At 44.0% G+C, this 23,865-nt stretch carries 15 protein-coding genes and 3 pseudogenes; 16 read left to right on the top strand and 2 right to left on the bottom strand.

The genetic code is table 11. The annotated features are described in order from the left end of the window. Positions 1–7 precede the first annotated feature (7 nt). The 4 genes from AC4CUX_RS05650 (at position 8) to AC4CUX_RS05635 (ending at position 4,918) form a co-directional block, all read left to right on the top strand. Entirely contained in the window at positions 8–1,504 is a 1,497-nt protein-coding gene (locus AC4CUX_RS05650) for a UDP-N-acetylmuramoyl-L-alanyl-D-glutamate--2,6-diaminopimelate ligase (RefSeq protein ID WP_490792226.1), read from the top strand. Positions 1,505–1,513: 9 nt separating this feature from the next. Next, positions 1,514–2,923, top strand: a complete 1,410-nt coding sequence (locus tag AC4CUX_RS05645) for a UDP-N-acetylmuramoyl-tripeptide--D-alanyl-D-alanine ligase (RefSeq protein WP_005401358.1) — start codon at positions 1,514–1,516, stop codon at positions 2,921–2,923. Further along, on the top strand, positions 2,924–4,042 hold the full coding sequence (gene mraY / locus AC4CUX_RS05640) for a phospho-N-acetylmuramoyl-pentapeptide-transferase (RefSeq protein WP_004691502.1): 1,119 nt from the start codon (positions 2,924–2,926) through the stop codon (positions 4,040–4,042). It begins immediately after the preceding gene. Between the two features lie 69 nt (positions 4,043–4,111). Continuing rightward, the gene (locus tag AC4CUX_RS05635; RefSeq protein ID WP_039890567.1) at positions 4,112–4,918 is read left to right on the top strand and encodes a putative RNA methyltransferase; all 807 of its coding nucleotides are present in this window, start codon (positions 4,112–4,114) and stop codon (positions 4,916–4,918) included. A gap of 31 nt (positions 4,919–4,949) precedes the next feature. On the opposite strand, the gene ponA is transcribed toward AC4CUX_RS05635, so the two are convergent. After that, positions 4,950–7,478 carry a penicillin-binding protein PBP1a gene (gene ponA / locus AC4CUX_RS05630; protein WP_005401356.1) on the bottom strand — a complete coding sequence of 843 codons (2,529 nt, stop codon included), beginning with the start codon at positions 7,476–7,478 and terminating at the stop codon, positions 4,950–4,952. A gap of 166 nt (positions 7,479–7,644) precedes the next feature. On the opposite strand from ponA, the pseudogene AC4CUX_RS05625 reads away from it, so the two are divergent. From AC4CUX_RS05625 to AC4CUX_RS05605, 5 genes and pseudogenes are all read left to right on the top strand, one after another. Beyond that, positions 7,645–8,703, top strand: a pseudogene (locus AC4CUX_RS05625) (pilus assembly protein PilM). Next, entirely contained in the window at positions 8,703–9,359 is a 657-nt protein-coding gene (locus AC4CUX_RS05620) for a PilN domain-containing protein (protein ID WP_005401354.1), read from the top strand. The pseudogene AC4CUX_RS05625 and the gene AC4CUX_RS05620 overlap by 1 nt, the downstream one beginning before the upstream one ends. Then, entirely contained in the window at positions 9,356–10,093 is a 738-nt protein-coding gene (locus tag AC4CUX_RS05615; protein ID WP_005401353.1) for a type IV pilus inner membrane component PilO, read from the top strand. Before AC4CUX_RS05620 ends, AC4CUX_RS05615 begins: the two co-directional genes overlap by 4 nt. Next, positions 10,093–10,620, top strand: coding sequence for a pilus assembly protein PilP (locus AC4CUX_RS05610; protein WP_005401352.1), 528 nt, complete (start codon positions 10,093–10,095; stop codon positions 10,618–10,620). The genes AC4CUX_RS05615 and AC4CUX_RS05610 overlap by 1 nt, the downstream gene beginning before the upstream one ends. 64 nt (positions 10,621–10,684) lie before the next feature. Further along, a pseudogene (locus tag AC4CUX_RS05605) lies at positions 10,685–11,431 on the top strand (AMIN domain-containing protein); the annotation flags it as partial. 10 nt (positions 11,432–11,441) lie between these two features. Here the strand turns inward: AC4CUX_RS05605 and AC4CUX_RS05600 are convergent. Then, complete coding sequence (locus AC4CUX_RS05600; protein ID WP_006582413.1) at positions 11,442–12,392, bottom strand: IS481 family transposase; 951 nt, start codon at positions 12,390–12,392, stop codon at positions 11,442–11,444. 56 nt (positions 12,393–12,448) lie between these two features. On the opposite strand from AC4CUX_RS05600, the pseudogene AC4CUX_RS05595 reads away from it, so the two are divergent. The 7 genes and pseudogenes from AC4CUX_RS05595 to AC4CUX_RS05565 all read left to right on the top strand — a co-directional run. Continuing rightward, positions 12,449–13,726, top strand: a pseudogene (locus AC4CUX_RS05595) (type IV pilus secretin PilQ); the annotation flags it as partial. A 37-nt stretch (positions 13,727–13,763) separates the two neighbouring features. After that, on the top strand, positions 13,764–14,297 hold the full coding sequence (gene aroK / locus AC4CUX_RS05590) for a shikimate kinase AroK (RefSeq protein WP_005401350.1): 534 nt from the start codon (positions 13,764–13,766) through the stop codon (positions 14,295–14,297). 30 nt (positions 14,298–14,327) lie between these two features. After that, complete coding sequence (gene aroB, locus AC4CUX_RS05585; protein ID WP_005401349.1) at positions 14,328–15,413, top strand: 3-dehydroquinate synthase; 1,086 nt, start codon at positions 14,328–14,330, stop codon at positions 15,411–15,413. Positions 15,414–15,420: 7 nt separating this feature from the next. Next, positions 15,421–16,260 carry a hypothetical protein gene (locus AC4CUX_RS05580; RefSeq protein WP_279044219.1) on the top strand — a complete coding sequence of 280 codons (840 nt, stop codon included), beginning with the start codon at positions 15,421–15,423 and terminating at the stop codon, positions 16,258–16,260. A gap of 447 nt (positions 16,261–16,707) precedes the next feature. Further along, a complete protein-coding gene (gltB, locus tag AC4CUX_RS05575) occupies positions 16,708–21,183 on the top strand; it encodes a glutamate synthase large subunit (RefSeq protein WP_171054262.1) in 4,476 nt (1,491 codons plus the stop codon). Between the two features lie 72 nt (positions 21,184–21,255). Beyond that, positions 21,256–22,677, top strand: a complete 1,422-nt coding sequence (locus tag AC4CUX_RS05570; protein ID WP_005401346.1) for an FAD-dependent oxidoreductase — start codon at positions 21,256–21,258, stop codon at positions 22,675–22,677. Between the two features lie 222 nt (positions 22,678–22,899). Beyond that, the gene (locus AC4CUX_RS05565; protein ID WP_005401345.1) at positions 22,900–23,778 is read left to right on the top strand and encodes a metal-dependent hydrolase; all 879 of its coding nucleotides are present in this window, start codon (positions 22,900–22,902) and stop codon (positions 23,776–23,778) included. Positions 23,779–23,865: the final 87 nt, after the last annotated feature.

The following is a 23,865-nucleotide window of genomic DNA, read 5'->3' as shown; positions in this document are numbered from 1 at the left end:
GTGATGAATGTCCATTACATTTCAACAACTCTACACCGCTAACTTAAGCGCTGAATGGATGGCACAGCCATTTCAAGGTTTTGTTCTTGATAGTCGTAAAGTACAGGCAGGGCAAATTTTTATTGCGCTGACATCACTTTCACAACCTGAGAAAACAGAGCAGTTTGCGCAAATAGCCTTGGACAAAGGGGCTTTAGCAGTGGTGAGTGAAACTGAGCTTGCACTTGCAAACAGTATTGTGGTGCCGAATGTGCGTCACTTGATGGGAGGCTGGCAAAAGCAATTTTTGTTGGCCACTAGCCAAGTACAGCCTGCTCGTATTTTAGCGGTGACAGGAACCAATGGTAAAACCACCATTTCTCGTTTAGTCGCAGAACTGTTGATGCTACAAGGCAAATCATGTGCGGTAATGGGCACGACAGGTAATGGCATTTTGCCCAATTTAGAAGCATCGTCGCATACCACCTTGGATGCGCTGCATCTACAAAATGCACTACATAGCTATGCCAAGCAAGGTGCTGAATTTGCATCGATTGAAGCCTCTTCACATGGTTTGGAACAAGGCCGTTTAGCGGGCAGTGAAATTGAAATTGCTGCATATAGCAACTTAAGTCGCGACCATTTGGACTACCATGGCACGCTTGAGGTCTATGCCGAAGCTAAATCTCGCTTATTTCAATTTCCATCATTGAAAGTTGCAGTCATCAATCTGGATGATGAGCATGCTGGAGTCATGATTCAAGCGGCACAAAATAATCCAGCCCAACCGAAAATTTTAACTTATTCAACCACGCAGCCTGCAGACTATCTGGTAAAGAATATTCAATATAGCCTGACGGATGCAAACTTTAGCTTGTGTACGGCACAGGCCGAATATCAGGTACAGAACCCATTATTGGGTCATTTTAATATTGAAAATTTGGTCGCCAGTTTAATTATGGTTGAACAAGCGGGTTTTGATTTAGCCGATGTGGTTGCTACAACAGCACAGCTCAAGGGTGCGCCAGGTCGTATGCAAGTGATTCGTGATGATGCGCGTTTGTTTGTGGTTGATTATGCGCATACGCCTGATGCTCTGGTGCAAGTCTTAAGTACGTTGAAGCGCCATGTGGAACAGCAACTCTGGGCAGTATTTGGCTGTGGTGGAGACCGCGACCGTGGCAAACGGCCACTCATGACCCAAGCAGCATTAAACGGAGCAGATGTGGTGTTGTTGACTTCAGATAACCCACGTACAGAAAATCCTGAGCAAATTTTTGCCGATATGAAAGCGGGGATTGATTTCTCAAACCGTGTGGTTCATGAAATCCATGATCGTCGTGAAGCGATTAAATTTGCCGTTCAACAGGCCCAAGCGGGTGATATTGTCGTGATTGCAGGCAAAGGTCATGAAAACTATCAAGAAATAGAGGGTGTTCGGCATTGGTTTGACGATGTCGTCGAAGTGCAATCCGCGATTGATACACAGCACCACACTACTGATTCTGCTTATCCTGCACACTAAGGAAGTCGTATGCATACCTCAACAACAAGCACAGTGCCTTTAGTGTCATGGACCGCCGCACAGTTGCTCGAAGCTACCCAAGGTTATTGGCTAAATGATCAAGCGCCAAATACTGAAATTAAACGCATTTTGACGGATTCACGTGATGCAGAAGCAGGAGATGCTTTCTTAGCACTCAAAGGCGAACGTTTTGATGCACATGCTTTTATTACGCAAGTTGCTGAACAAGGTTGCCAAGTGGCCATTGTGAGTCAGCCTATAGATGCAGAGGTTTGTCAGTTGGTGGTGCCCGATACACGTTTGGCATTGGGACAACTGGGGGCTTATCGCCGTGCACAAAACCCACAGCTAAAAGTGATTGCGCTGACGGGTAGTAGTGGTAAAACCACCACCAAAGAAATGTTAGGCAGTATTTTGTCACGTATAGCACCAACGTTGGTGACCCGTGGCAATCTGAATAATGACTTGGGTGTGCCAGTCATGTTATTGGAATTACATCCAGAGCATCAATATGCAGTGATGGAGTTGGGTGCAAGCCATCAAGGTGAAATTGACTATACTTCGAATTTGGTCCAGCCCTTGGTTGCAGGCATTATCAATATTGGTACAGCACACTTGGGTGAGTTTGGTGGACGCGATGGCATCTGCCGTGCTAAGTCTGAGATTTATGCGCATATTGCTCCAAATGGCACATCAATTGTTCCTGCAGCCGATGATTTTGCCGATAGCATTCGCCAAGCAGTGCAAACTGAACAGGTGCTCAGCTTTGGTGCGGGTGGTGAAATCTTTGCCACTGAGATTGAGTTACAGGCACAATCTGCAACGTTTAAGCTAAATACCCCGCAAGGCGTGCGTCAGGTGAATTTACCATTTGCTGGGGAGCATAATGTTCAAAATGCAACTGCTGCGGCAGCTTTTGCTTTAGCGATTGGTATTAGCTTGGATGATATTGTGCTTGGCCTTGAGCAAGCGGTCGGTGCAAAAGGGCGTTTGAACTTTATTCAACAAGGCCGTCATTTGTTGATTGATGATACCTACAATGCCAACCCAACCTCTATGCGTGCCGCTGCTGAAGTGCTTGCACAGCAAGAGGGGGTTCGAGTGATGGTGATGGGTGATATCGGTGAGCTAGGTAGCTCTGCTGCACAGCAGCACTATATGCTGGGGCGCGATTTGGTCTCAGTGAAAGGGCTGAACTTCGTGGTGGCTGTCGGTGAATTTGCACCTGCGGCACAAGAAGGTGCACGCAGCACCCAATATGGCAAAAAAATGCAGGCTTTTTTAACTCAAGAGCAGGCTTTGCCGTTCTTACTCAGTTTAATTGAAACACATCAACCCCAGTCTATGAGTTTCCTGTTTAAAGGTTCTCGTTATACCCATATGGAAACGTTGATGGCTGATTTGATGGAGAAACTCTAAATGTTGTTATGGTTGTTTGAACAACTGGCGGGCTACCATAGTTCGTTTCAGGTGGTTCGTTATTTAACATTGCGTTCTTTGCTCAGTGTTTTAACCGCACTGACCATTGGTCTAGTGCTCGGTCCTGTGATGATTCGCAAGTTGCAAGCACTCAAATATGGTCAAGCCGTGAGTTCATATGCTCCTGAAAATCATGCCAAAAAAATGGGCACACCAACCATGGGTGGTGTGTTGATCTTACTCTCAATTGGTATCTCCACACTGTTGTGGGCAGATTTATCCAACCCTTATGTATGGATTGTCTTGGCAGTGATGGTGATTTTTGGTGCAGTGGGTTGGGCCGATGACTGGATCAAGATTCGCTATAAAGACAATGCAGGCTTACCTGCCCGTAAAAAGTTCTTTTGGACGTCGCTTGCATCATTGGGCGCAGGTATTGCGCTATATGTAATTGCGCAACAACAGAGCAATCCTGTGCATACCGCAAATATGCTGGATCTGCTGATTCCATTTTTTAAAGATTTAAGTATTCCTTTGTCGGTGATTCCGTTGGGTATTGGTTTTATCATTTTCACCTATTTGGTAATTAATGGTGCATCAAATGCCGTGAACCTGACCGATGGTTTGGACGGTTTAGCGATTATGCCTGTAGTGCTTGTTGCAGCGGGTTTAGGTGTATTTGCATATTTGGCTGGTGATGTCCGTTTTGCCAATTATTTACATATTCCTTATGTGCGCTTTGCTTCTGAGTTGGTGGTGATTTGTGCAGCCATGATTGGCGCGGGTCTAGCCTTCCTCTGGTTTAATGCACACCCTGCACAGGTTTTTATGGGCGATGTGGGCGCATTATCATTGGGTGCAATGCTCGGTACAATTGCGGTCATGGTTCGTCAGGAAATTGTCTTTGCCATTATGGCTGGTGTGTTTTTGGTCGAAGCGATTTCAGTCTTCTTGCAAATTGGTTCCCTCAGAATGCGCAATAAACGGGTATTCCTGATGGCACCATTACACCACCATTATGAGAAAAAAGGCTGGCGTGAAACCCAAGTGGTGATTCGTTTTTGGATTATCACAATTATGCTGGTAGTTTTAGGTCTAATGACCTTAAAATTGCGTTAAGCAAAAGTATGAAAAGAGTCGGTATTTGCCGGCTTTTTTTATGCCTGAGGTAAGGTCTTGGAGAAAATAATGAATCTGCTCATGTGTCCTGTGTGTCGTGAGGCTTTAACTTTAAACGAAAGAACATGGCGCTGTGCGAATTCACATAGTTATGATGTGGCGAAACAAGGCTACGTCAATTTGCATGTCGTTCAACACAAGCACAGCAAAAATCCGGGGGATACGCGTGAGTCGGTACAAGCCCGCCGTGCCTTCTTAAGTGCAGGTCATTACGCGCCTTTACAGCAAGCAGTGATCAATAAGGTACGTGAGTTACGTATTGAAAATTTACTCGATATTGGTTGTGGTGAAGGCTATTACACCGATGCAATGCAGTCGGAGGTACTGCAATGTGTCGGTGTAGATATTGCAAAAAATGCAGTGCAAGTGGCTGCGAAAATCAATAAAAATATCACGTGGGTAGTGGGTACAGGAGCAACTTTACCCGTGTTGGATCAATCGATTGATTTATGTAGTAGTTTGTTTAGCCCGATTCCAATACAAGAGATTTTAAGGGTACTCAAACCGCAAGGATATTTGTTGGTGGTGACGCCTGCGCCTCAGCATTTATATGCCATGCGTGAGGCTTTGTTCGAAGAGGTGAAGCCGCATGAACCGAGCAAATTTGTAGAGCAGTTGAGTGATGCGTTTGATTTGGTGAGTGATGATGTTGTTGATGCTGATCTTAAGCTTAATCAGCAGGACTTAAAAAACCTGATTGCCATGACACCTTATGCCTATAAGGCGAAACAAGAGCGCCGTGAAGCTTTAGAGGCTCAAACAGCTTTTGAACTACAGGCACAGTATCAAATTTTACTGTTTCAGAAAAAAGCATAAGTATAAAAAAGCCCGCAGATGCGGGCTTTTATTATTGGACTTGATCAATCAAATGATCGAGCGCATCCGATTTAGGTTTTGGTTGTTCTTTGGGTGCTTGCATGGTGGGTGGGGTGCTGTTCTTTGGAACCAGCGTTTCCTCTTCACCCGGCAAATCATCAAAGTCATGCTCAGGAGCACGTGGAACTACCACCGGTGCAGGGCGATACAACGGCTGCGCCAAAGGTGGGGTTGGGCCTAAGTTACTCTGAGGTGTTTCTTTCTGATGGCGTTGAATCGGTGCTTTGGCTTTGGCATCGAGTTGAACCCACGCCGAAGGCGTGCCTTGTAAGGCTTTGCCCATGAAGTCCGTCCAAATTGGAAGCGCAGCCACACCGCCGTATTCGCGGCGTCCTAAAGTTGTTGGTTGGTCGAAACCAACCCACGCTACAGTGACCAATTTGCCATTAAAGCCGGCAAACCAAGCATCTTTTGCATCATTGGTGGTTCCTGTTTTACCGCCCAAGTCATCTCGTCCAATACGCAGCGCAGCACGGCCTGTACCATGTTGAATCACGTCTTTTAAAATATTCGCCATATCATAAGCAGAGCTAGATTTTAAAATACGTTGCGCTTGACGATAGTCACTGTTGATCTCAACAGGATTTGCCGATTTTTCAGCAGGGTTCAGCTCTTGGTTGGTGACTTCAATTACTTCATCATCAGGCGTGATGGTGTCAGCAGACTGAGGCTTTGATTCTTGTTGAGAGATACAACTGATACATGCATATTCAGGGTTGTTCTGATAAATGATCTTGCCATAGGCATCTTCAATACGATTAATGAAGTGCGGTTGAATACGATAACCGCCATTGGCAAAGGCTGAGTATCCAGTAGCCATTTGAATTGGTAAAACCTGAGGTGTTCCGAGTGCAATCGTGTAGTTGCGTGGAATCTGTTCATCAGTTAAGCCGAAGTCCATGAACAATTGGCGTGTACGTTCAATGCCCACGGTTTGCAGGAGTCGAACTGACACGGTGTTACGCGATAAATAGAGTGCACGACGCAGGGGAATCATGCCTAAATAGCGGCCATCGGCATTGCGTGGTGACCATTTCCCAATCGTGATTGGGCTGTCATTGACCATGCTATACGGTGTCATACCGCGCTCTAAAGCGAGTGCATAGACAAAGGGTTTAATAATTGAACCTGGTTGGCGCCAGCCTTGGGTGGTTCGGTTAAATTTAGATTGATAAAAATTATAACCACCAACCAGTGCTTCTACAGCGCCATTGTTTGGGTTAAGTGCAATCAGTTGGCCCTGAACTTTAGGCAGTTGCACCAAAGCCCATGAGGTTTTGTTGTCATTGGGGCGCAGACGTACGATGTCTTTCACTTTAACAATTTGAGATGCTCTTGATGGTGTACCGCCTACGGCATTCGCGTTGCGATAAGGACGTGTCCAAGACATGCCAGACCATGGCACGGTTACTGTTGAGCCATCTTGCATTAAGGCATCAAAACTATTTTGATTCACACGGGTGACTTCGGCAGGGAAGGTATTGGCAAAAGCACTAAAGCTACTTAAGGGTTTGTCATGGGCTTCCGCACCACGCCAACCATGACGACGGTCATAGGCTTCTAAACCATCTTGTACCGCTTGTTCGGCATAGGCTTGGCGTTCGCTGTTGATGGTGGTGTAAACCTTATAACCAGAGTCAATCGCGTGCTCGCCGAACTTTTCAATCAGTTCGCTACGGACCATTTCACCGATGTAGGGAAATCGGTTGCTTACCCCGCGGTCAGGCATATCGAGGTTAATTGGTTCTGCAATGCCTTTTTCATATTGGCTTTGGTTAATGTAGCCTAGCTGGAGCATACGACCCAAAATCCAGTTACGACGTTCTAAAGCACGTTCGGGGTTGACCACTGGATTGTATTTAGACGGCGCTTTAGGCAGACCTGCAATCATTGCCATTTGCGCAATGCTGAGTTCATCTAAGCTTTTGTTGTAGTAGATTTTAGCTGCCGCTGCGATACCGTAGGCATTTTTACCTAAGAAAATCTTATTGACATAGAGGGTTAAGATTTCCTCTTTCGTCAAATTTTGTTCAATTTTTCGGGCTAGAAAAACCTCAGTCAATTTACGTTTTAATGTACGCTCGGGACTGAGATAATAGTTTTTTGCCACTTGCATGGTGATGGTCGAGCCACCCGTTTGGACATTTGAGCCAGTAATACTTTCACTGACTGCACGTCCTAAACCTTTAAAACTGATACCACTATGCTCAAAAAAAGAAGAATCTTCCGCCGCTAAGAAGGCATGAATAAAACTTCGTGGGATCTGATCGTAATCTACGGGTACAGATAGCTTGCCACCGTATTCCGAAATGAGTTGGTTATCCGCACTATAAACTTGTAAAGGTTTTAGTAATGGCGCCTTTTTTAGAGTTGTCATTTGCGGCAAAGATGGGGCAATATAGAGATACATGCCATAAAAACCCATTGGAATTGAGACCAACATTATAATAATGATCAAAAAAAATGGATGAACACGGCCCGAACAAGATAGCTTTTTCATAACAAGTAAGTTTTAATAAGAGCTAATGGCAAACTAATTAGCGGTCAGTATATCCTGTACACATACGGAATGTTAGATGAGTTATTGTATCCGTATAAAATTATAGACGCGGACTAATTAGTGGGTTACTTTTTTTGGGGGATAAAAAAATAATAGGAATGATACTGTGCTCAGGTTATATCGTAAGCCAAGTAAGGGGTTAATAGGAGTAGATATTAGTTCGACTTCTGTTAAGGTATTGGAACTTTCTGTTAAAAACAATCGGTATTGGGTGGAGAGCTATGCACTAGTCCCATTACCAGAAGGAAGTGTGGTCGAAAAAAATATATTGAATCCAGAAGCAGTTGGTGATGCCCTTGAGCGTGCGGTAAATTTGGCCAATGTTCAATCGACAGACGTAGCGCTGGCAGTTCCGACTTCCATGGTGATTACTAAAATCATTGAAATGGATGCCGATATGAACGATGACGAACGTGAAATTCAGATTCGTGATGATGCTGAGCAATATATTCCATTCCCATTAGATGAGGCGAGTTTGGACTTTGAAGTCCTTCCAGACCGTTTACCAATCCAAATCGTGTCAATGTACTCCTCGTTGCAACCCGCATTGAAAATGTAGAGGCACGTGCCGAAGCATTGGAGTTGGGCGGTTTAACGCCTAAGATTGCCGATGTTGAAAGTTTCGCCATTGAAAATGCATTCAAAGTCTTTTCAGATACGCTTCCAATGGGCGTAAATACCGTTGGGATTTTAGACATTGGTCATACCATGACCACCTTGTCCGTTATGAGAAATAATAAAGTCATTTATACGCGTGAGCAGGTGTTCGGGGGGGAAACAACTGACCCAGGAAATTCAAAACCGTTATGGTTTATCTTTTGCGGAAGCAGGGCGTGCCAAAAAAAGCCGTACTTTGCCTGATGATTATGATATTGAAGTCCTTGAGCCATTTCTTGAAGCTTTAGTGGAGCAAGCTGCACGCTCTATGCAGTTCTTCTTTGCGTCCTCTCAATTTAATGAGATCGACCATATTTTATTGGCAGGGGGGAATGCTAATATTCCAGGACTGGCGAAGTTATTACAACAAAAATTAGGTTATCGGGTCACCATTGCCAACCCATTTTTACAGATGGGCTTTTCTCCACAAATCGACATTAAAAAAATTGAAAATGATGCTTCATCACTCATGGTGGCATGTGGATTGGCATTGAGGAGTTTTGATTAATGGCAAAAATAAACCTACTCCCTTGGCGTGATGCGTTAAGAGAGAAACGAAAAAAAGAATTTATTGCCTATTGTGTTGGGGCTGCATTAGTTGGGGTTTTAGCTGTTGCTTTGGCGTGGTTTTTTTACAGTCAAAAACTTGAAGATCAAGAACAAGCCAATCAGTTGGTGGTGAGTACCAATCAAAACTTAGATGTCCAATTAAAGTCATTGGAAGGTTTGCAAGAACAGCGAAATGCGATTGTTGAACGGATGAAGTTGATCCAAGGCTTGCAAGGTCAACGTCCTGTGGCTGTGCGTTTGGTCGATGAAATGGTACGTGTTACACCGAGTAATATGTACATTACTAAGTTTGTGCGTACAGGTGATAAATTTACCATTGAAGGTAAAGCGGAAAGCCCGAATACAGTTGCGGAATTCTTACGTAATCTCGAAGCATCTGCGTGGTATCGCAATGCCTTTATGAATTCATTCTTGGTTGCTGAAGAGAAAAAAGATAAAGCACCAAGTTCTATCGTGCCACGTGTTGAAGAAACCTATGGCACCTTTGTGGTCACGGCAGATTTAGATGAGATTGCACAGCCAGTAGCGCCTGATGCGACTACACCTGAAGCCGCAAGCACAGTTAATAATTCAACAGCGGGGGCAGCACAATGAGTCGCGATGAATTTGAAGAATTAACATCAGAAAACCATGCTGTAGCCAAGAAAAAAATGACGGTTGATAAATTTTTTCAACAGTTTAATACCTTAGATCCAAACAATTACGGTAGTTGGCCCTTTTCAGTCAAATTGACTTGTTGGATCTTTATCATTTTAGTGATTGGGGCATTGGGTTATTTTGTCGTGATTAAGCCGAAGCTTGATGCGATTTCAAATGCACATGCACAAGAACAAAATTTACTGAATGAGTTTCGTGAAAAAGATTCAAAATTACGTAATTTGCAGCAATATCAAGTGCAATTGCAAGAAATGGAAGCCAATTTTAATCAGCAGTTAGAACAGCTGCCGAAAGAAACTGAAATTCCTGGCTTGGTTGAAGATATCAACGTGAGCGGCGTAAATTCTGGATTAAAGTTTAAAAATATTCGTTTAGAACCAGAAATTCGCCAAGAGTTCTTTATCGAACAGCCGATTTCCATTGAAGCGACGGGTGATTATCATTCTTTTGGTTCATTTGTCAGTGGAATTGCAGCTTTACCGCGTATTGTTACCTTGCATGACTTCGATATCTCAGCATCAAGTAACAATGATAAAAAGACGGATATTCCGCAAATTTCATATAGTGTAAAAGCGAAAACCTACCGTTATGTCGGGGCAACGGCTACAACGGATGTTGATGTAAAAGATACAAAAAATGATAAGAAAGCCGATGCGGGAGGTGCCAAGTAATGAAACATCAAAACCTCTTACTTAGTCTCTGCGTAGGACTATTCCTTGTCGGTTGTGATTCACGTATTGATGCGGTCAATATGCAAATGGCTGAAATTCGCAATCAGCCACCATTGCCGATTGAGCCAGCGCCAGATTTCCCACCTGTACCGACCTTTAACTATGCTGCGCACCAATTAAAGAGCCCGTTTATGCCAAGCTCTTTAGCGGCTGAACTGAAGATTATGGCTGGAAAGCGTGTCTATCTAAACCTATCGCGCCAATTACAACCCTTGGAAAGTTATGCGATTGAATCGCTTAACATGAAAGGAAGCATGCGCGGACAAAATGGACAAATTTTGGCGTTGATTCAAACACCGGATGGTGAAATTGAACGCGTGCAGCGTGGTAGTTATTTGGGGATGAATCATGGTCGTGTGATTAATATCACCGCTACACAAATTGATTTGATTGAAATTATTCTGGATGGGCGTGAGGGCTATGTCGAGCGCCCGAGAAGCCTAGTATTAATTGGGCCGGCGCCTTAAAAAAGGAAAAGGAATAAAAATGAAAAATAGTGCTAAAGATTTTATATTTGGGGATGGCAATACGATGAACCATATGTTCCGTCAGTTTTCAATGGGTGCAATTGCAATGGCGGTGATGCAGGCTGCAAGTGCGCAAGTCAGTATTACGAATATTGTGCCGATGCAAATTCCGGGACAGGGAACAGAAATTCGTGTCATGTTCAACGGTTTGCCACCACAGCCGCAAGCCTATCAGTTGGAACAGCCATCACGTTTGGTTTTGGATTTTGATAAAGCGCAGCAGAGCTTAAAACAAGGCAGTATTGCGGTGGCAACGGCTGAAGCAAGTACAGTAGATGTAACTTCAGCTGCGCAGCGTTCACGTTTAACTGTAAATTTGGCTGATGCTGGTGCATTTACTACACGTGTTGAAGGTAATACTTTTATTCTGAAAATTAACTCAGCGAACCCAGCGCTAGCAACACCTGTTGCTGCAGCGCGTTCAGAGCAAGGTATTTCAAATATTGGATTCCAACGTGGTTCAGACGGCGAAGGCCAAGTTGTCATTGATTTAAAAGGTAGCAATACCCCTGTCGATGTGAAACAACAAGGCAGTAAAATTGTGGTGCGCGTTTTGGGGAATAAAATTCCTGCCCACTTATCGCGCCGTCTCAATGTGAATGATTTCGCAACGCCTGTATCGACCACTGATGCACAAAATGATGGCAGTAACGGCCTGATCACGATCCAATCGAATGGCAGTTTTGAATATATGGCTTATCAGGCAGAAGATAAGCTCACCATTAGTTTAAAGCGTCCTGAAGATAAAAATCCAATGAAGCCTAGGTGTTTAGTCCCGGCATTTGATGGATCGGATCAATTTTAAAAAGTTCAGGTTCATCTGTCCACTGTTTGCAGATGAATTCGTAGGGAGTCAGGCCCCTGAGTGTTTTGAGTCTGCGGCCGAAGTTGTATGCAGCAATAAAATCAGCAAGGTGAATGCATAGCTGAGTGTGATCGTCGTAATGGAACCGTTTGACAGTAGCTTCTTTAATCGTTCGGTTCATCCTCTCGACCTGTCCATTGGTCCATGGATGCTTAACCTTGGTAAGACGATGTTCAATGCCACATTCAGTACAAACCCGATCAAAGATGTGCTCAGAGGCGTAGCGATCACAGGTGCGGTTCGTGAACTGGATGCCGTTATCTGTTAGCACCGTATGGATTCTATAGGGCACAGCCTTAACCAGATTGCGCATGAACTCCGCGGCTGCCATCTTACTGGCTTTAGTATGCAATTCAGTGAACGCAAACTTGGAAGTGCGATCAATGGCAACGAAGAGATAAAGCTTACCCTGTGCTGTTTGCATCTCAGCGATGTCGATATGAAAGTAACCAATGGGGTAGCTCTTGAAGCGCTTCCTGACAGGGCGATCACCTTGTACCTCAGGCAGTCGTGAAATACCATGCCGCTGTAAGCAGCGGTGTAACGACGAGCGTGTCAGATAAGGAATACTCGGCTGCAATGCATAAAGGCAATCGTCTAGCGGCAACAAAGTGCGTTTTCGAAAAGCAACAATTGCCGCCTCATCTTCAGGCGATAACACGCTTGAGCGAGGATTCTTTGGGCCGGTTGTAAGATCATCTACTGAAGTACGTTTCTTCCATTTTGCGACGGTCTTTTGATTGATGCCGTAACGCTTGGCTAGCGTTCTTAAGCTCTCTTGACTATTTTGTATTGCTCGACGCACTGCCTGTGTCGTTGTGGCGCTGCTGTGTAGAACTTGTCCCATAGTGCTTCCTTCCATTTATCTGAGAATATTGCACCATTAAAATCTGGGACTAAACACCTAAAGCACCAAGTGCTTATACGGGCAAAAAGATTTCTTTAGATTTCCAAGATATTGAAGTACGCCGTGTATTACAGCTCTTAGCTGATTTTACAGGCATTAACATGGTGGCCTCGGATACGGTACAAGGTAATATTACCTTGCGCCTTAAAGATGTACCTTGGGATCAGGCACTTGATATCATAATGAAAACCAAGAATTTGGATAAGCGACGCAATGGTAATGTGATTTGGATTGCACCTGTAGCTGAGCTGATTAAATCTGAGGAAGAAGAGGCGAAAGCCATCGCGCAAAGTATTAAGCTTTCACCTATTCAAACCGATTATATTCAATTGAGTTATGCTAAATCGGCGGATGTACTGAAGTTATTGGAGGACTCTCGTGATAGTAAAGGAGGTGAGTCGAACCGAACAGCGGGTTCAGACTCCTTAGCTTTGGAAAGTTTATTGAGTGCTCGTGGTAGTGCGGTTTCTGATTCGCGTACCAATACTTTAATTATTAATGATAGGCAGCAAAATATTGACAAGATTCGTCGCATGATTGACTTGCTGGATGTCGCAGTTAAACAGGTGATGGTCGAAGCCCGTATTGTAACGGCGTCAACAGATTTTTCTCGCGAATTGGGGATTAAGTGGAGCGCGAAGAAGCTGGGCAATAGCCCAGTATGGGGCGGAGATTTCCAGCCAAGTTTTGATTTGGGGGTGGATTTAGCAACAAACACGGCTGGTACGTTTAACTTTGGTTTACTGAAGATCTCAGATTATATGTTAAACCTTGAGTTAAGCGCACTTCAAGCGGATGGTCATGGTGAAGTGTTATCAGCACCTAAAGTACTGACTGGTGATAAACAGAAAGCCTATATCTTGCGTGGTACAGAGATTCCTTATCAAACATGGAGTGCGACGGAAGGCTTAAAAACCGAATTCCGTGCGGCTAACTTAAAGTTAGAGGTGACTCCAAGTATCACCCCTGATGGTAAAGTTCAAATGGCGCTAAAAATTGAAAAAGATACAGTTGGTACACTAACATCAGCAGGGTATTTAATTAATACAAATGAACTTGAAACTAATGTTTTGGTTGATGATGGTGAAACAGTCGTACTTGGCGGTATTTTTGATGACATTAAGCAAAATCAATATGAGAAAGTTCCATTTTTTGGGGATTTGCCTGTAGTGGGTGCTTTATTTAAAAATAACACCAGATCTAGTGCGCAAACTGAGTTATTGATTTTTGTGACACCACGAATTGTTAATGACAGTGTTTCAAGAAATCATTAATATATTTTTAATTTGAACAAATCTAAAAGGTGACTCCTTGCCAAGCAAAGAGTTTGAAACCCTACCAAATATTTATTTGGTAGGGCCTATGGGGGCTGGAAAAACAACGGTAGGACGACATTTAGCTGAACTGTTAGGACGAGAGTTTCTTGATAGCGATCATGAGATTGAGCGTAAAACAGGGGCAACGATTCCATGGATCTTTGAAAAAGAGGGCGAGCTTGGATTTCGTAGTCGTGAAACGGTTGTAATCGATGAGTTAACCTCTCGACCCAACTTGGTCTTGGCCACAGGTGGTGGGGCGGTGACTCAGGCTCCAAATCGCGCATTTCTCAAACAACGTGGTATTGTTGTTTATCTTTATACTCCTGTAGAGATTCAACTACAGCGAACCTATCGTGATAAAAATCGTCCACTGCTTCAAGTGGAGAATCCTGAACAAAAGTTAACTGACTTGCTCAGCGTTCGAGATCCTTTATATCGTGAAGTTGCCCATTATATTATTGAGACCAATCAAGGGGCTGCACGTGATCTTGCGCAGCGTATCTTAAACTTGATTCTTTTAAAGTAGTTTTGATTCAGTTTTGAAGTGATTTGATCCATGCAAACCTTATATGTTGAACTTGGCGAACGCCGTTACCCGATCTTTATTGGTAGTGATTTAGATCCAAACGCTTTACTTGAGCCGTATATTCATGGTCGCCAAGTGATGATTGTGAGTAATGAAACGGTCGCGCCTTTGTATTTAGCGCGTTACGTGGCAGCAATTGAAGCGTTGGGAAAAACAGTTGCAACCTGTATTTTGCCTGATGGAGAAAAATATAAGAATATTGAGCACCTCAACCTGATTTTTGATGCATTGCTAGCGTCAGGCTTCAACCGTGATTGTACAGTTTTAGCTTTAGGTGGTGGTGTGATTGGAGATATGGCGGGCTTTGCTTCAGCATGCTTCCAGCGTGGGGTCTATTTTATTCAGGTGCCAACGACACTTCTTTCACAGGTTGATTCGAGTGTTGGTGGTAAAACAGGGATTAATCATCCGCTGGGTAAAAACATGATCGGGGCATTTCAACAACCGCAAGTGGTCTTGGCGGATATGTCTCAACTTAAAACGCTGCCAGCACGTGAGTTATCCGCAGGTTTGGCAGAAGTGATTAAGTACGCACTCTTGGGGGATACAGACTTTCTCACTTGGTTGGAACAACATATAGATGATTTGGTGCAGGGTGATGAAGCTGCACTGGCTGAAGCTGTGTATCGTTCTTGTGCCCATAAAGCGCGTATTGTTGCCAATGATGAAAAAGAGCAAGGTGAGCGTGCCTTATTGAATCTTGGGCATACCTTTGGACATGCGATTGAATCTTATCTAGGCTATGGTGAATGGCTCCATGGTGAAGCTGTGGCAACAGGTATGGTGATGGCAGCAGATTTATCGCAGCGTATGGGATGGATCAGTGCAGAAGATTTGGCGCGTACAAAAAATATCATTCAACGCGCGAATTTACCGATAGTATGTCCGCAGATTCCCCTCGATGACTTTTTGGCGTATATGGCTCATGATAAAAAAGTCTTGAACGGGCAACTGCGTTTGGTTTTGATGCAAGCGGTAGGACAGGCCATCATTACCAAAACATTTGATGTAGAATTGATGAAACAGGCGATTTTAGCCAACCAAGAGCAGGCATAACTTTATTATGGCAACAACCCTTCGAACCCAGTGGCAGACAAAGCAAAATTATATTTGGCTTGCATTCGGAGGGGTATGCTTGTTTGGCGCCTTAGTCTTTTGGGCCATTACAGATCAAGAGACTTTGGTTGAAGTTGAAAAAAAAGCTGAATCTGAAGTTGAGTTACAAATTCAGCCAGAAAAAGTCGCAACAACCGCACATTTAGGTTCATTCCTCGATGAAGTAAAACCTTTGGATATGACGACACGTGTTGTAGCAATCGCGCAGCATGAAGCTGAATTCCGTGGGACCAAATTTATTCAGGAAAATAAAAAGAACAGTGCAGTTGAGTTGTTTAGAGTTTCAGAAGAGGCGATTATTAAGCGCTTTTTGCAAAGACAATCTGATCGTCAAGCGTTTAGTTACTTAAGACTGACGGGTGAAAACCAAATTGAGCAATATGTGCTGATCTATGGTGTGTATAAAAATGCCAATGAGGCGCAAAAGGCATTGGCGGATTTAAAACTGACGTTGCCGAAGTCGGTGCAACCCAAAGTTGAAAAAATTGAAAGCTATGCTGAATATGTCAATGATCTCGGTTCTGATGAACTTGGACTTAGCAATAAGCTCTATGCCGTGCAGTTGAAACCAGCCGCTGTGCCTGTGATTGATGAAGCTACGCTTGCTGCGCGTCAACAAGCGGCACGTGCAGCAGTTGAACAAAATAAACAATCGACCACATCGACAACGGTTACTCGTCGTGATGCGGATGGAAATGTGGTTGATGTGCAAAAGTCACAAACGACCGTAGAGAATGCGCCACAAAATAAAACAAATGAACCTGAAGTGACCGACCCATTTAATTAAAATTGGATCATTATGGCGCATCAAAAAATGTAAATTCCATATGTGCACAGATATGGTGCAATAAATGGATTATCCTCGAACTAGTTTTTTACGTAAAAAACACAAACCTAATAAAACTAAAGCGCTTAACACACAAAATAAATAATTGGCATAAAACTTGCTTTAATGGTGCATGAATTGAGTTGATGTCACTGTTTTGGCGCAAAAAAGATTCGATTTATGAGCGAAATAGTAGCGGCCAAGTGCCTTATAAAAGTGCGTGACTGCTGCATACATTTTTTCAATTAAGACATGCATAAAGACGAAAATCAGTCTATCTTGGGTGTGAAGAAAAAATGCTGTACTTCAATCAGAATCTGAATATGAGTCAATTGAACGAATCGGCAAGAAGTAATTAGATTGTTAGACGCCCGACAGGGCCTGTAGAAAGAAGGGTACGCTATGCACATGCCATCGCCTAATACTGTAGCTCCCGCTCAAGGTTTATACCAACCGGATGAGTTTAAAGATAACTGTGGTTTTGGTTTAATCGCCCATATGCAGGGTGATGCAAGCCATGATCTTGTCAAGACTGCTATGCACAGTCTGAGCTGTATGACCCACCGCGGTGGTATTGCTGCAGATGGTAAGACAGGGGATGGTTGCGGTTTACTCTTAGCAATGCCAAAACAGTTTTTCCGTGAAGAAGCGAAAAAACTCAGTGATATTACACTCAGTGAAGTTTTTGCTGTCGGCACGGTGTTTTTAAGCCTCGATCCAGCAATTGCAGCACATGCAAAACAAATTCTAACTAAAGAAATTGAATCTGAAGGCTGTCGAGTATTGGCGTGGCGTGTGATTCCGACCAATAACGATGCTTTAGGTTCGATTGCGATGCAGTCACTTCCTGCATTTGAGCAAATTATTGTGAACTGCCCAATGGGTGTGTCTGAAGTTGAGTTTAACCGTAAACTCTTCTTGGCACGCCGCCGTGCAGAACAGCAGCTTACTAATGACCCTTCATTTTATGTAACCACATTATGTTCAACAGTGATTAGCTATAAAGGCTTGATGATGCCTGAAGCGATTGCTGACTTCTACACAGACTTGGCAGACCCACGTCTTGAGTCACATATTGTGGTGTTCCACCAACGTTTCTCGACCAATACATTGCCGCGTTGGCCTTTGGCTCAGCCATTCCGTTATCTTGCACACAATGGTGAAATTAATACCATTACTGCGAACCGTAACTGGGCGATGGCGCGTACGCCAAAGTTTGAAAACCCATTATTGCCTGGTTTAACTGAGCTCAATCCAATCGTGAACCGTACTGGCTCGGATTCTTCAAGCTTAGATAACATGCTTGAAATTCTTGTGGGCGGCGGTATGGACTTGTTCCGTGCACTGCGTATGTTGGTTCCTCCAGCATGGCAGAACGTGGAAACTTTAGATGCTGATTTACGTGCATTCTATGAGTTTAACTCGAAGCATATGGAAGCGTGGGATGGTCCTGCTGGTCTCGTGATTCAAGATGGTCGTCATGCGATTTGTATGTTGGACCGTAACGGTTTACGTCCAGCACGTTGGGTGATTACCAAAAATGGTTACATCACACTGGCGTCTGAAATTGGTGTATGGGGCTACGAGCCTGAAGATGTAATTTCTAAAGGTCGTGTCGGTCCAGGTCAAATCCTAGTGATTGATACCTTCACAGGTAAAATGCTCGACACTAAAGATGTCAGCACGCATTTGAAAAAAATGCGTCCTTACCGTGAATGGTTACGTGAAAACTCAGTTCGTGTACAAGGTAGTCCAGAGCTTGAAGAATATTTATGTGATCAAGGCTTAAAAGGCGACGACCTTAAAGCATCACAAAAAATGTTTATGGTGACCTTTGAAGAACGTGATCAATTGCTTCGTCCAATCGCTGAAAGTGGTCAGGAAGCAGTGGGTTCAATGGGTGATGATACGCCAATGGCAGTTTTGTCTCGCCAAGTACGTCATGTGTCGGATTACTTCCGTCAACAGTTTGCTCAGGTCACCAACCCACCAATCGACCCATTACGTGAATCGATTGTGATGTCATTGGAAACGTGTTTAGGTCGTGAGCAAAACGTTTTTGAACAAAGCCCTGAGCATGCGGATCGTTTGATCATTTCAAGCCCAGTGTTGTCAAATTCGAAAATGCATCAAATCCGTACGCTGGGTCGTAAGGGTTATGAGATTGCAGATATCGATTTAAATTATGCGGAAGATGAAGGTCTAGAAGCTGCAATTGCGCGTATCTGTGAAGAAGCAGCGCAAGCGATTCGTGACGGCAAAACCTTATTGGTGTTGTCTGATAAGAAAATTCGTCAAGGTTTCTTGCCTGCCAATGCATTGATGGCAACTGGTGCTGTGCACCATTATCTAATTAATGTCGGTTTACGTACCGATGCCAACATTATTGTTGAAACAGCACTGGCACGTGACCCGCACCAATTTGCGGTTATTCTCGGTTTTGGTGCGACAGCAATTTATCCTTACCTTGCTTATGATGTGATCAATGACTTGGTTGCAAAAGGCGAGCTATTAGGTGACCCAATTCAAGCACAAGTGAATTTCCGTAAAGGCATTGAAAAAGGCTTGTTAAAAGTCCTTTCAAAAATGGGGATTTCTACGGTTGCCTCTTACCGTGGTGGTCAGTTGTTTGAAGCGGTGGGTCTGTCTGAAGAAGTGGTTTCAAAATGCTTCACGGGTGTACCGAGCCGTATCAAAGGTGCAACCTTTATTGACCTTGAAAATGACCAAAAGAAATTGGCCGATACCGCATGGAAAACACGTAAACCAATCGATCAAGGTGGTTTGCTGAAATTTGTCTTTGATAAGGAATACCATGCGTTCAACCCAGACGTAATCAATGCTTTGCATAAATCAGTGCGTTCTGGTCAATATGCAGACTTTAAAGAATATGCTGAGCTGGTGAATAACCGTCCAGTGGCAACAATTCGCGACTTATTAAAGTTAAAAACAGATAACTCGATTGCTCTAGATCAAGTGGAGTCTGTAGAAGCGATTTTACCGCGCTTTGACTCTGCAGGCATGTCTTTAGGAGCATTGTCTCCTGAAGCGCATGAGGCGATTGCGATTGCGATGAACACCATTGGTGGTCGTTCAAACTCGGGTGAGGGCGGTGAAGATCCAGCGCGTTATGGCACCATTCGTAACTCGAAAATCAAACAGATTGCATCAGGTCGTTTTGGTGTAACACCTGCGTATTTAACCTCTGCTGAAGTCTTGCAGATTAAAGTGGCGCAAGGGGCTAAACCGGGTGAAGGTGGTCAATTACCAGGTGGTAAAGTGAATGGATTAATTGCACGTTTACGTTATTCTGTGCCGGGAGTGACCCTCATTTCTCCACCACCGCACCATGACATTTACTCGATTGAAGATTTATCACAATTGATCTTTGACTTAAAACAAGTCAATCCTCAAGCGATGGTTTCAGTAAAACTGGTGTCTGAGCCGGGTGTAGGTACCATTGCAGCAGGTGTGGCAAAAGCCTATGCTGACTTCATTACTATTTCAGGTTATGACGGTGGTACAGCAGCCTCTCCATTGTCTTCAATTCACCATGCAGGTTCGCCTTGGGAGTTGGGTCTTTCTGAAGCGCATCAAGCACTTCGTGTCAATGACTTACGTGGTAAAGTTCGTGTTCAAACCGACGGCGGTTTGAAAACAGGTCTAGATGTGGTGAAAGCAGCCATTTTAGGTGCAGAAAGCTTTGGCTTTGGTTCTACACCAATGATTGCTTTAGGTTGTAAATACCTGCGTATTTGTCACCTGAATAACTGTGCAACGGGTGTTGCGACTCAACAAGATCATTTACGCCAAGAACATTATATTGGCGAGCCACAAATGCTCATCAACTTCTTCACCTTCATTGCTGAAGAAACACGTGAGTGGCTGGCAGCGTTGGGTGTTTCAAGCCTCAAAGACTTGATTGGTCGTACAGATTTGCTTGAAATGCTTCCAGGTGAAACGGAGAAACATGCGCACCTTGATTTGAGCGCATTACTGGAGTCACATCCTTCTGCGCAAGGTAAGGCGCAGTACTGTGAAGTTGAAGGTAACGCACCGTTTGATAAAGGCTTGCTTGCTGAGAAAATGGTTGCTGAAATGCTACCAGCAATTGAAGCTGGGACCACAGGTGAATATCACTTCACCATTGGTAACTGTGACCGTTCAATTGGTGCACGTATTTCAGGTGAGATTGCGCGTCGTTATGGCAACCTCAGCATGGAAGCGCACCCAGTGAAGATGAACTTGGTGGGTACTGCGGGTCAATCCCTCGGTGTTTGGAATGCGGGTGGTTTGCACATTCGATTAGAAGGTGATGCGAACGACTACGTGGGTAAAGGCATGGCAGGTGGTCGTGTGTCGATCTTCCCACCAAAAGGTTCACCTTTCCAAACCCAAGAAACGGCAATCATTGGTAACACCTGTTTATATGGTGCAACGGGTGGTAAATTGTTCGCAGCAGGTACAGCAGGTGAGCGTTTTGCAGTACGTAACTCGGGTGCTTTCGCTGTAATTGAAGGTGCAGGCGATCACTGTTGTGAATATATGACAGGTGGTATCGTGACTGTACTTGGTAAAGTGGGGCACAACTTCGGTGCAGGGATGACAGGTGGTTTTGCTTACGTTCTTGACCTTGATAATGACTTCGTTGATCATTACAACCACGAACTGATTGAGCTGAATCGTATTTCGACTGAATCGATGGAAGAACATAAAGAGTTCTTAAGCCGTATCTTAGATGAACACATTGCTGAGACTGGTAGTGCTTGGGCGTACAAGATCCGTAACGAGTTTGATTTCTACAGTCGTAAATTCTGGTTGGTGAAACCGAAAGCTGCCAACTTACAGACTTTGTTGAAAACCACTCAAGCTGATCCACAATAATTCCACTACTGCTGATACATAGGCAGGTGCAGACGATAGATAAACGGGCTGCACCTACCCACGGAGAGAGACATGGCAGAGCGCCTAAACAATGACTTTCAATTTCTGGATGTAGCACGCCAAGATCCAGAGAAAAAAGAGATTCAGGTCCGCAAAGCAGAGTTTGTGGAAATTTATAAACCTTTTACAGCGGAAGTGGCAGCAAATCAGACCCACCGTTGTTTAGGGTGTGGTAACCCATATTGTGAATGGAAATGTCCAGTACATAACTATATTCCAAACTGGTTAAAGTTGATTGCTGAAGGCCGTATTTTCCAAGCAGCAGAACTGTGTCACCAAACCAACACGCTACCAGAAGTGTGTGGTCGTGTTTGTCCGCAAGACCGTTTATGTGAAGGGGCTTGTACCTTAAACGATGGTTTTGGTGCAGTGACGATTGGTAACGCTGAAAAATATATCAATGACACTGCGTTTGCACTGGGCTGGCGTCCAGATATGTCTTCAGTAAAGTGGACAGATAAAAAAGTCGCGATCATTGGTGCAGGCCCTGCTGGTCTAGGCTGTGCTGATATTTTGGTGCGTAGTGGGGTTAAACCTGTAGTATTCGACAAACGCCCTGAAATTGGTGGTCTACTGACTTTTGGTATTCCAGAATTTAAAATGGAAAAAGATGTGATGAAGCGTCGCCGTGAAATCTTCACGGGCATGGGCGTGGAATTCCGTTTAAATACTGAAATTGGTACAGATGTCACCATCGATCAATTGCTTACTGAATACGATGCGGTGTTCATGGGTATGGGTACTTATACCTACATGAAAGGTGGCTTCGCAGGTGAAGATCTAAATGGTGTCTATGATGCCTTGGATTTCTTGATTGCCAATGTCAACCGTACTCAAGGTTGGGAAAAAGACCCAAGCGAGTACATCAGTGTTGAAGGTAAAAAGGTGATTGTCCTAGGTGGTGGTGACACTGCAATGGACTGTAACCGTACTTCGATTCGTCAGGGTGCAGAAGTGGTGAGCTGTGCATACCGTCGTGATGAAGAAAATATGCCAGGTTCACGTCGTGAAGTGCAAAATGCCAAAGAAGAAGGAGTGAACTTCTTGTTTAATCGCCAACCAATTGAAATTGTAGGTGAAAATGGTAAAGTCACAGGCGTAAAAGTGGTTACGACTCAACTTGGCGAGCCTGATAGCCGTGGTCGTCGCAGCCCAGAACCAATTCCGGGTTCAGAAGAAATTTTACCTGCAGATGCAGTTTTATTGGCATTTGGTTTCCGTACCAGCCCTGCGGATTGGTTTACAAATGTGAATATTAACCTTGATGGTTCAGGTCGTGTAGTTGCGGCTGAACAGCAAACCTATAAATTCCAAACCTCAAATCCGAAAATCTTTGCGGGTGGTGATATGGTTCGTGGTTCAGACCTTGTTGTCACAGCGATTTGGGAAGGCCGTCAAGCAGCTGAAGGTATTTTGGATTATTTAGACATTTAATCTAAATCGTTCAACACAAAAACCCGCTTCGGCGGGTTTTTTATGATCACTGTTTGCTTGAGATGATATGAAAGAGGTGGATCGGGATAAATCGAAAAAGATCTGGTGGAGAGTCCGATAAAAATGGACGAATTTGCAAACGTACTAAGCACTTTTGCCATATGTGAACGGTCTCTAAATTCAGATACTGAAGATCGCTCGGTTAAATGTTAGGAAATAGACATGACTCAAGTGACGACAGAAAAACTATATCAACATCGTCCAAAAGCTCAGGGTATTACGATTCGACGTTTGCAATTCAACCCCAAAGCCATTCGCAGGCATTATTTTGCCAATTCACCGGTCATGTCACATTTGCTGACGGCATTGTCTTCGACTTTTCCCATAGGTGAGCAGTTCTTTGTGCATAGCGTGCGTAATGTACGTGACCAAGTGAAGGATGAAAATCTGCAAGTGCAGATTGCGGCATTTATTGGTCAAGAGGCGATGCATTCTCAAGCACACACGGCATTTAATGCTGCATGGCGCCGTGATGATTATAATCTCGACCGTTTTCAGGCATGGTTGGCGCGTAAAGATGATGATGTGAAAAACCTGCATCCTAAAATTCAGCTCGCAATCACCTGTGCTTTTGAGCATTTTACGGCACTGCTAGGCGGCTATATCTTAAGGCATCCTGAGGTATTGAGCACCTTGGATGATGATGCGGTTAAACTCTGGGTGTGGCATGCCATTGAAGAAATTGAGCATCGTGCGGTTGCCTTCGATGTTTATCAAGATGTGTATGGTGATGACAAGATTCGCCGTTTAATTATGCGCAGTGTAACGACAGGTTTCGCCAGTTTAACTTTTTACTCAGCCAGTCGATTATTTTTACAAGACCACAAAAAGAGTATACCGAAATTGGGTGGGAATCTCTTTGGGTTGTATTTACTGGCGAAGATGTTTGTGCAATTGCTGCCTGAATATCTGTCTTATTACAAAAGCAACTTTCATCCCTCAGATATTGATTACACCCAACTGTTGAAATACTGGAAAACCCGTTTGGCAGACAACTATCAACTCGAAGGTTTTCAGCAGGAATTGCACGCGGCTATTTAGTTTAAGTATAAAAATAAATAATCAAAACCGAGTGAATATCGCTCGGTTCTTTCATTTTTAGCTACTTTAACTAAAAGTAACAAAAGG

Source organism: Acinetobacter sp. 231_lipA (assembly GCF_058243005.1).
This window is presented reverse-complemented; position numbering and strand designations above follow the sequence as displayed.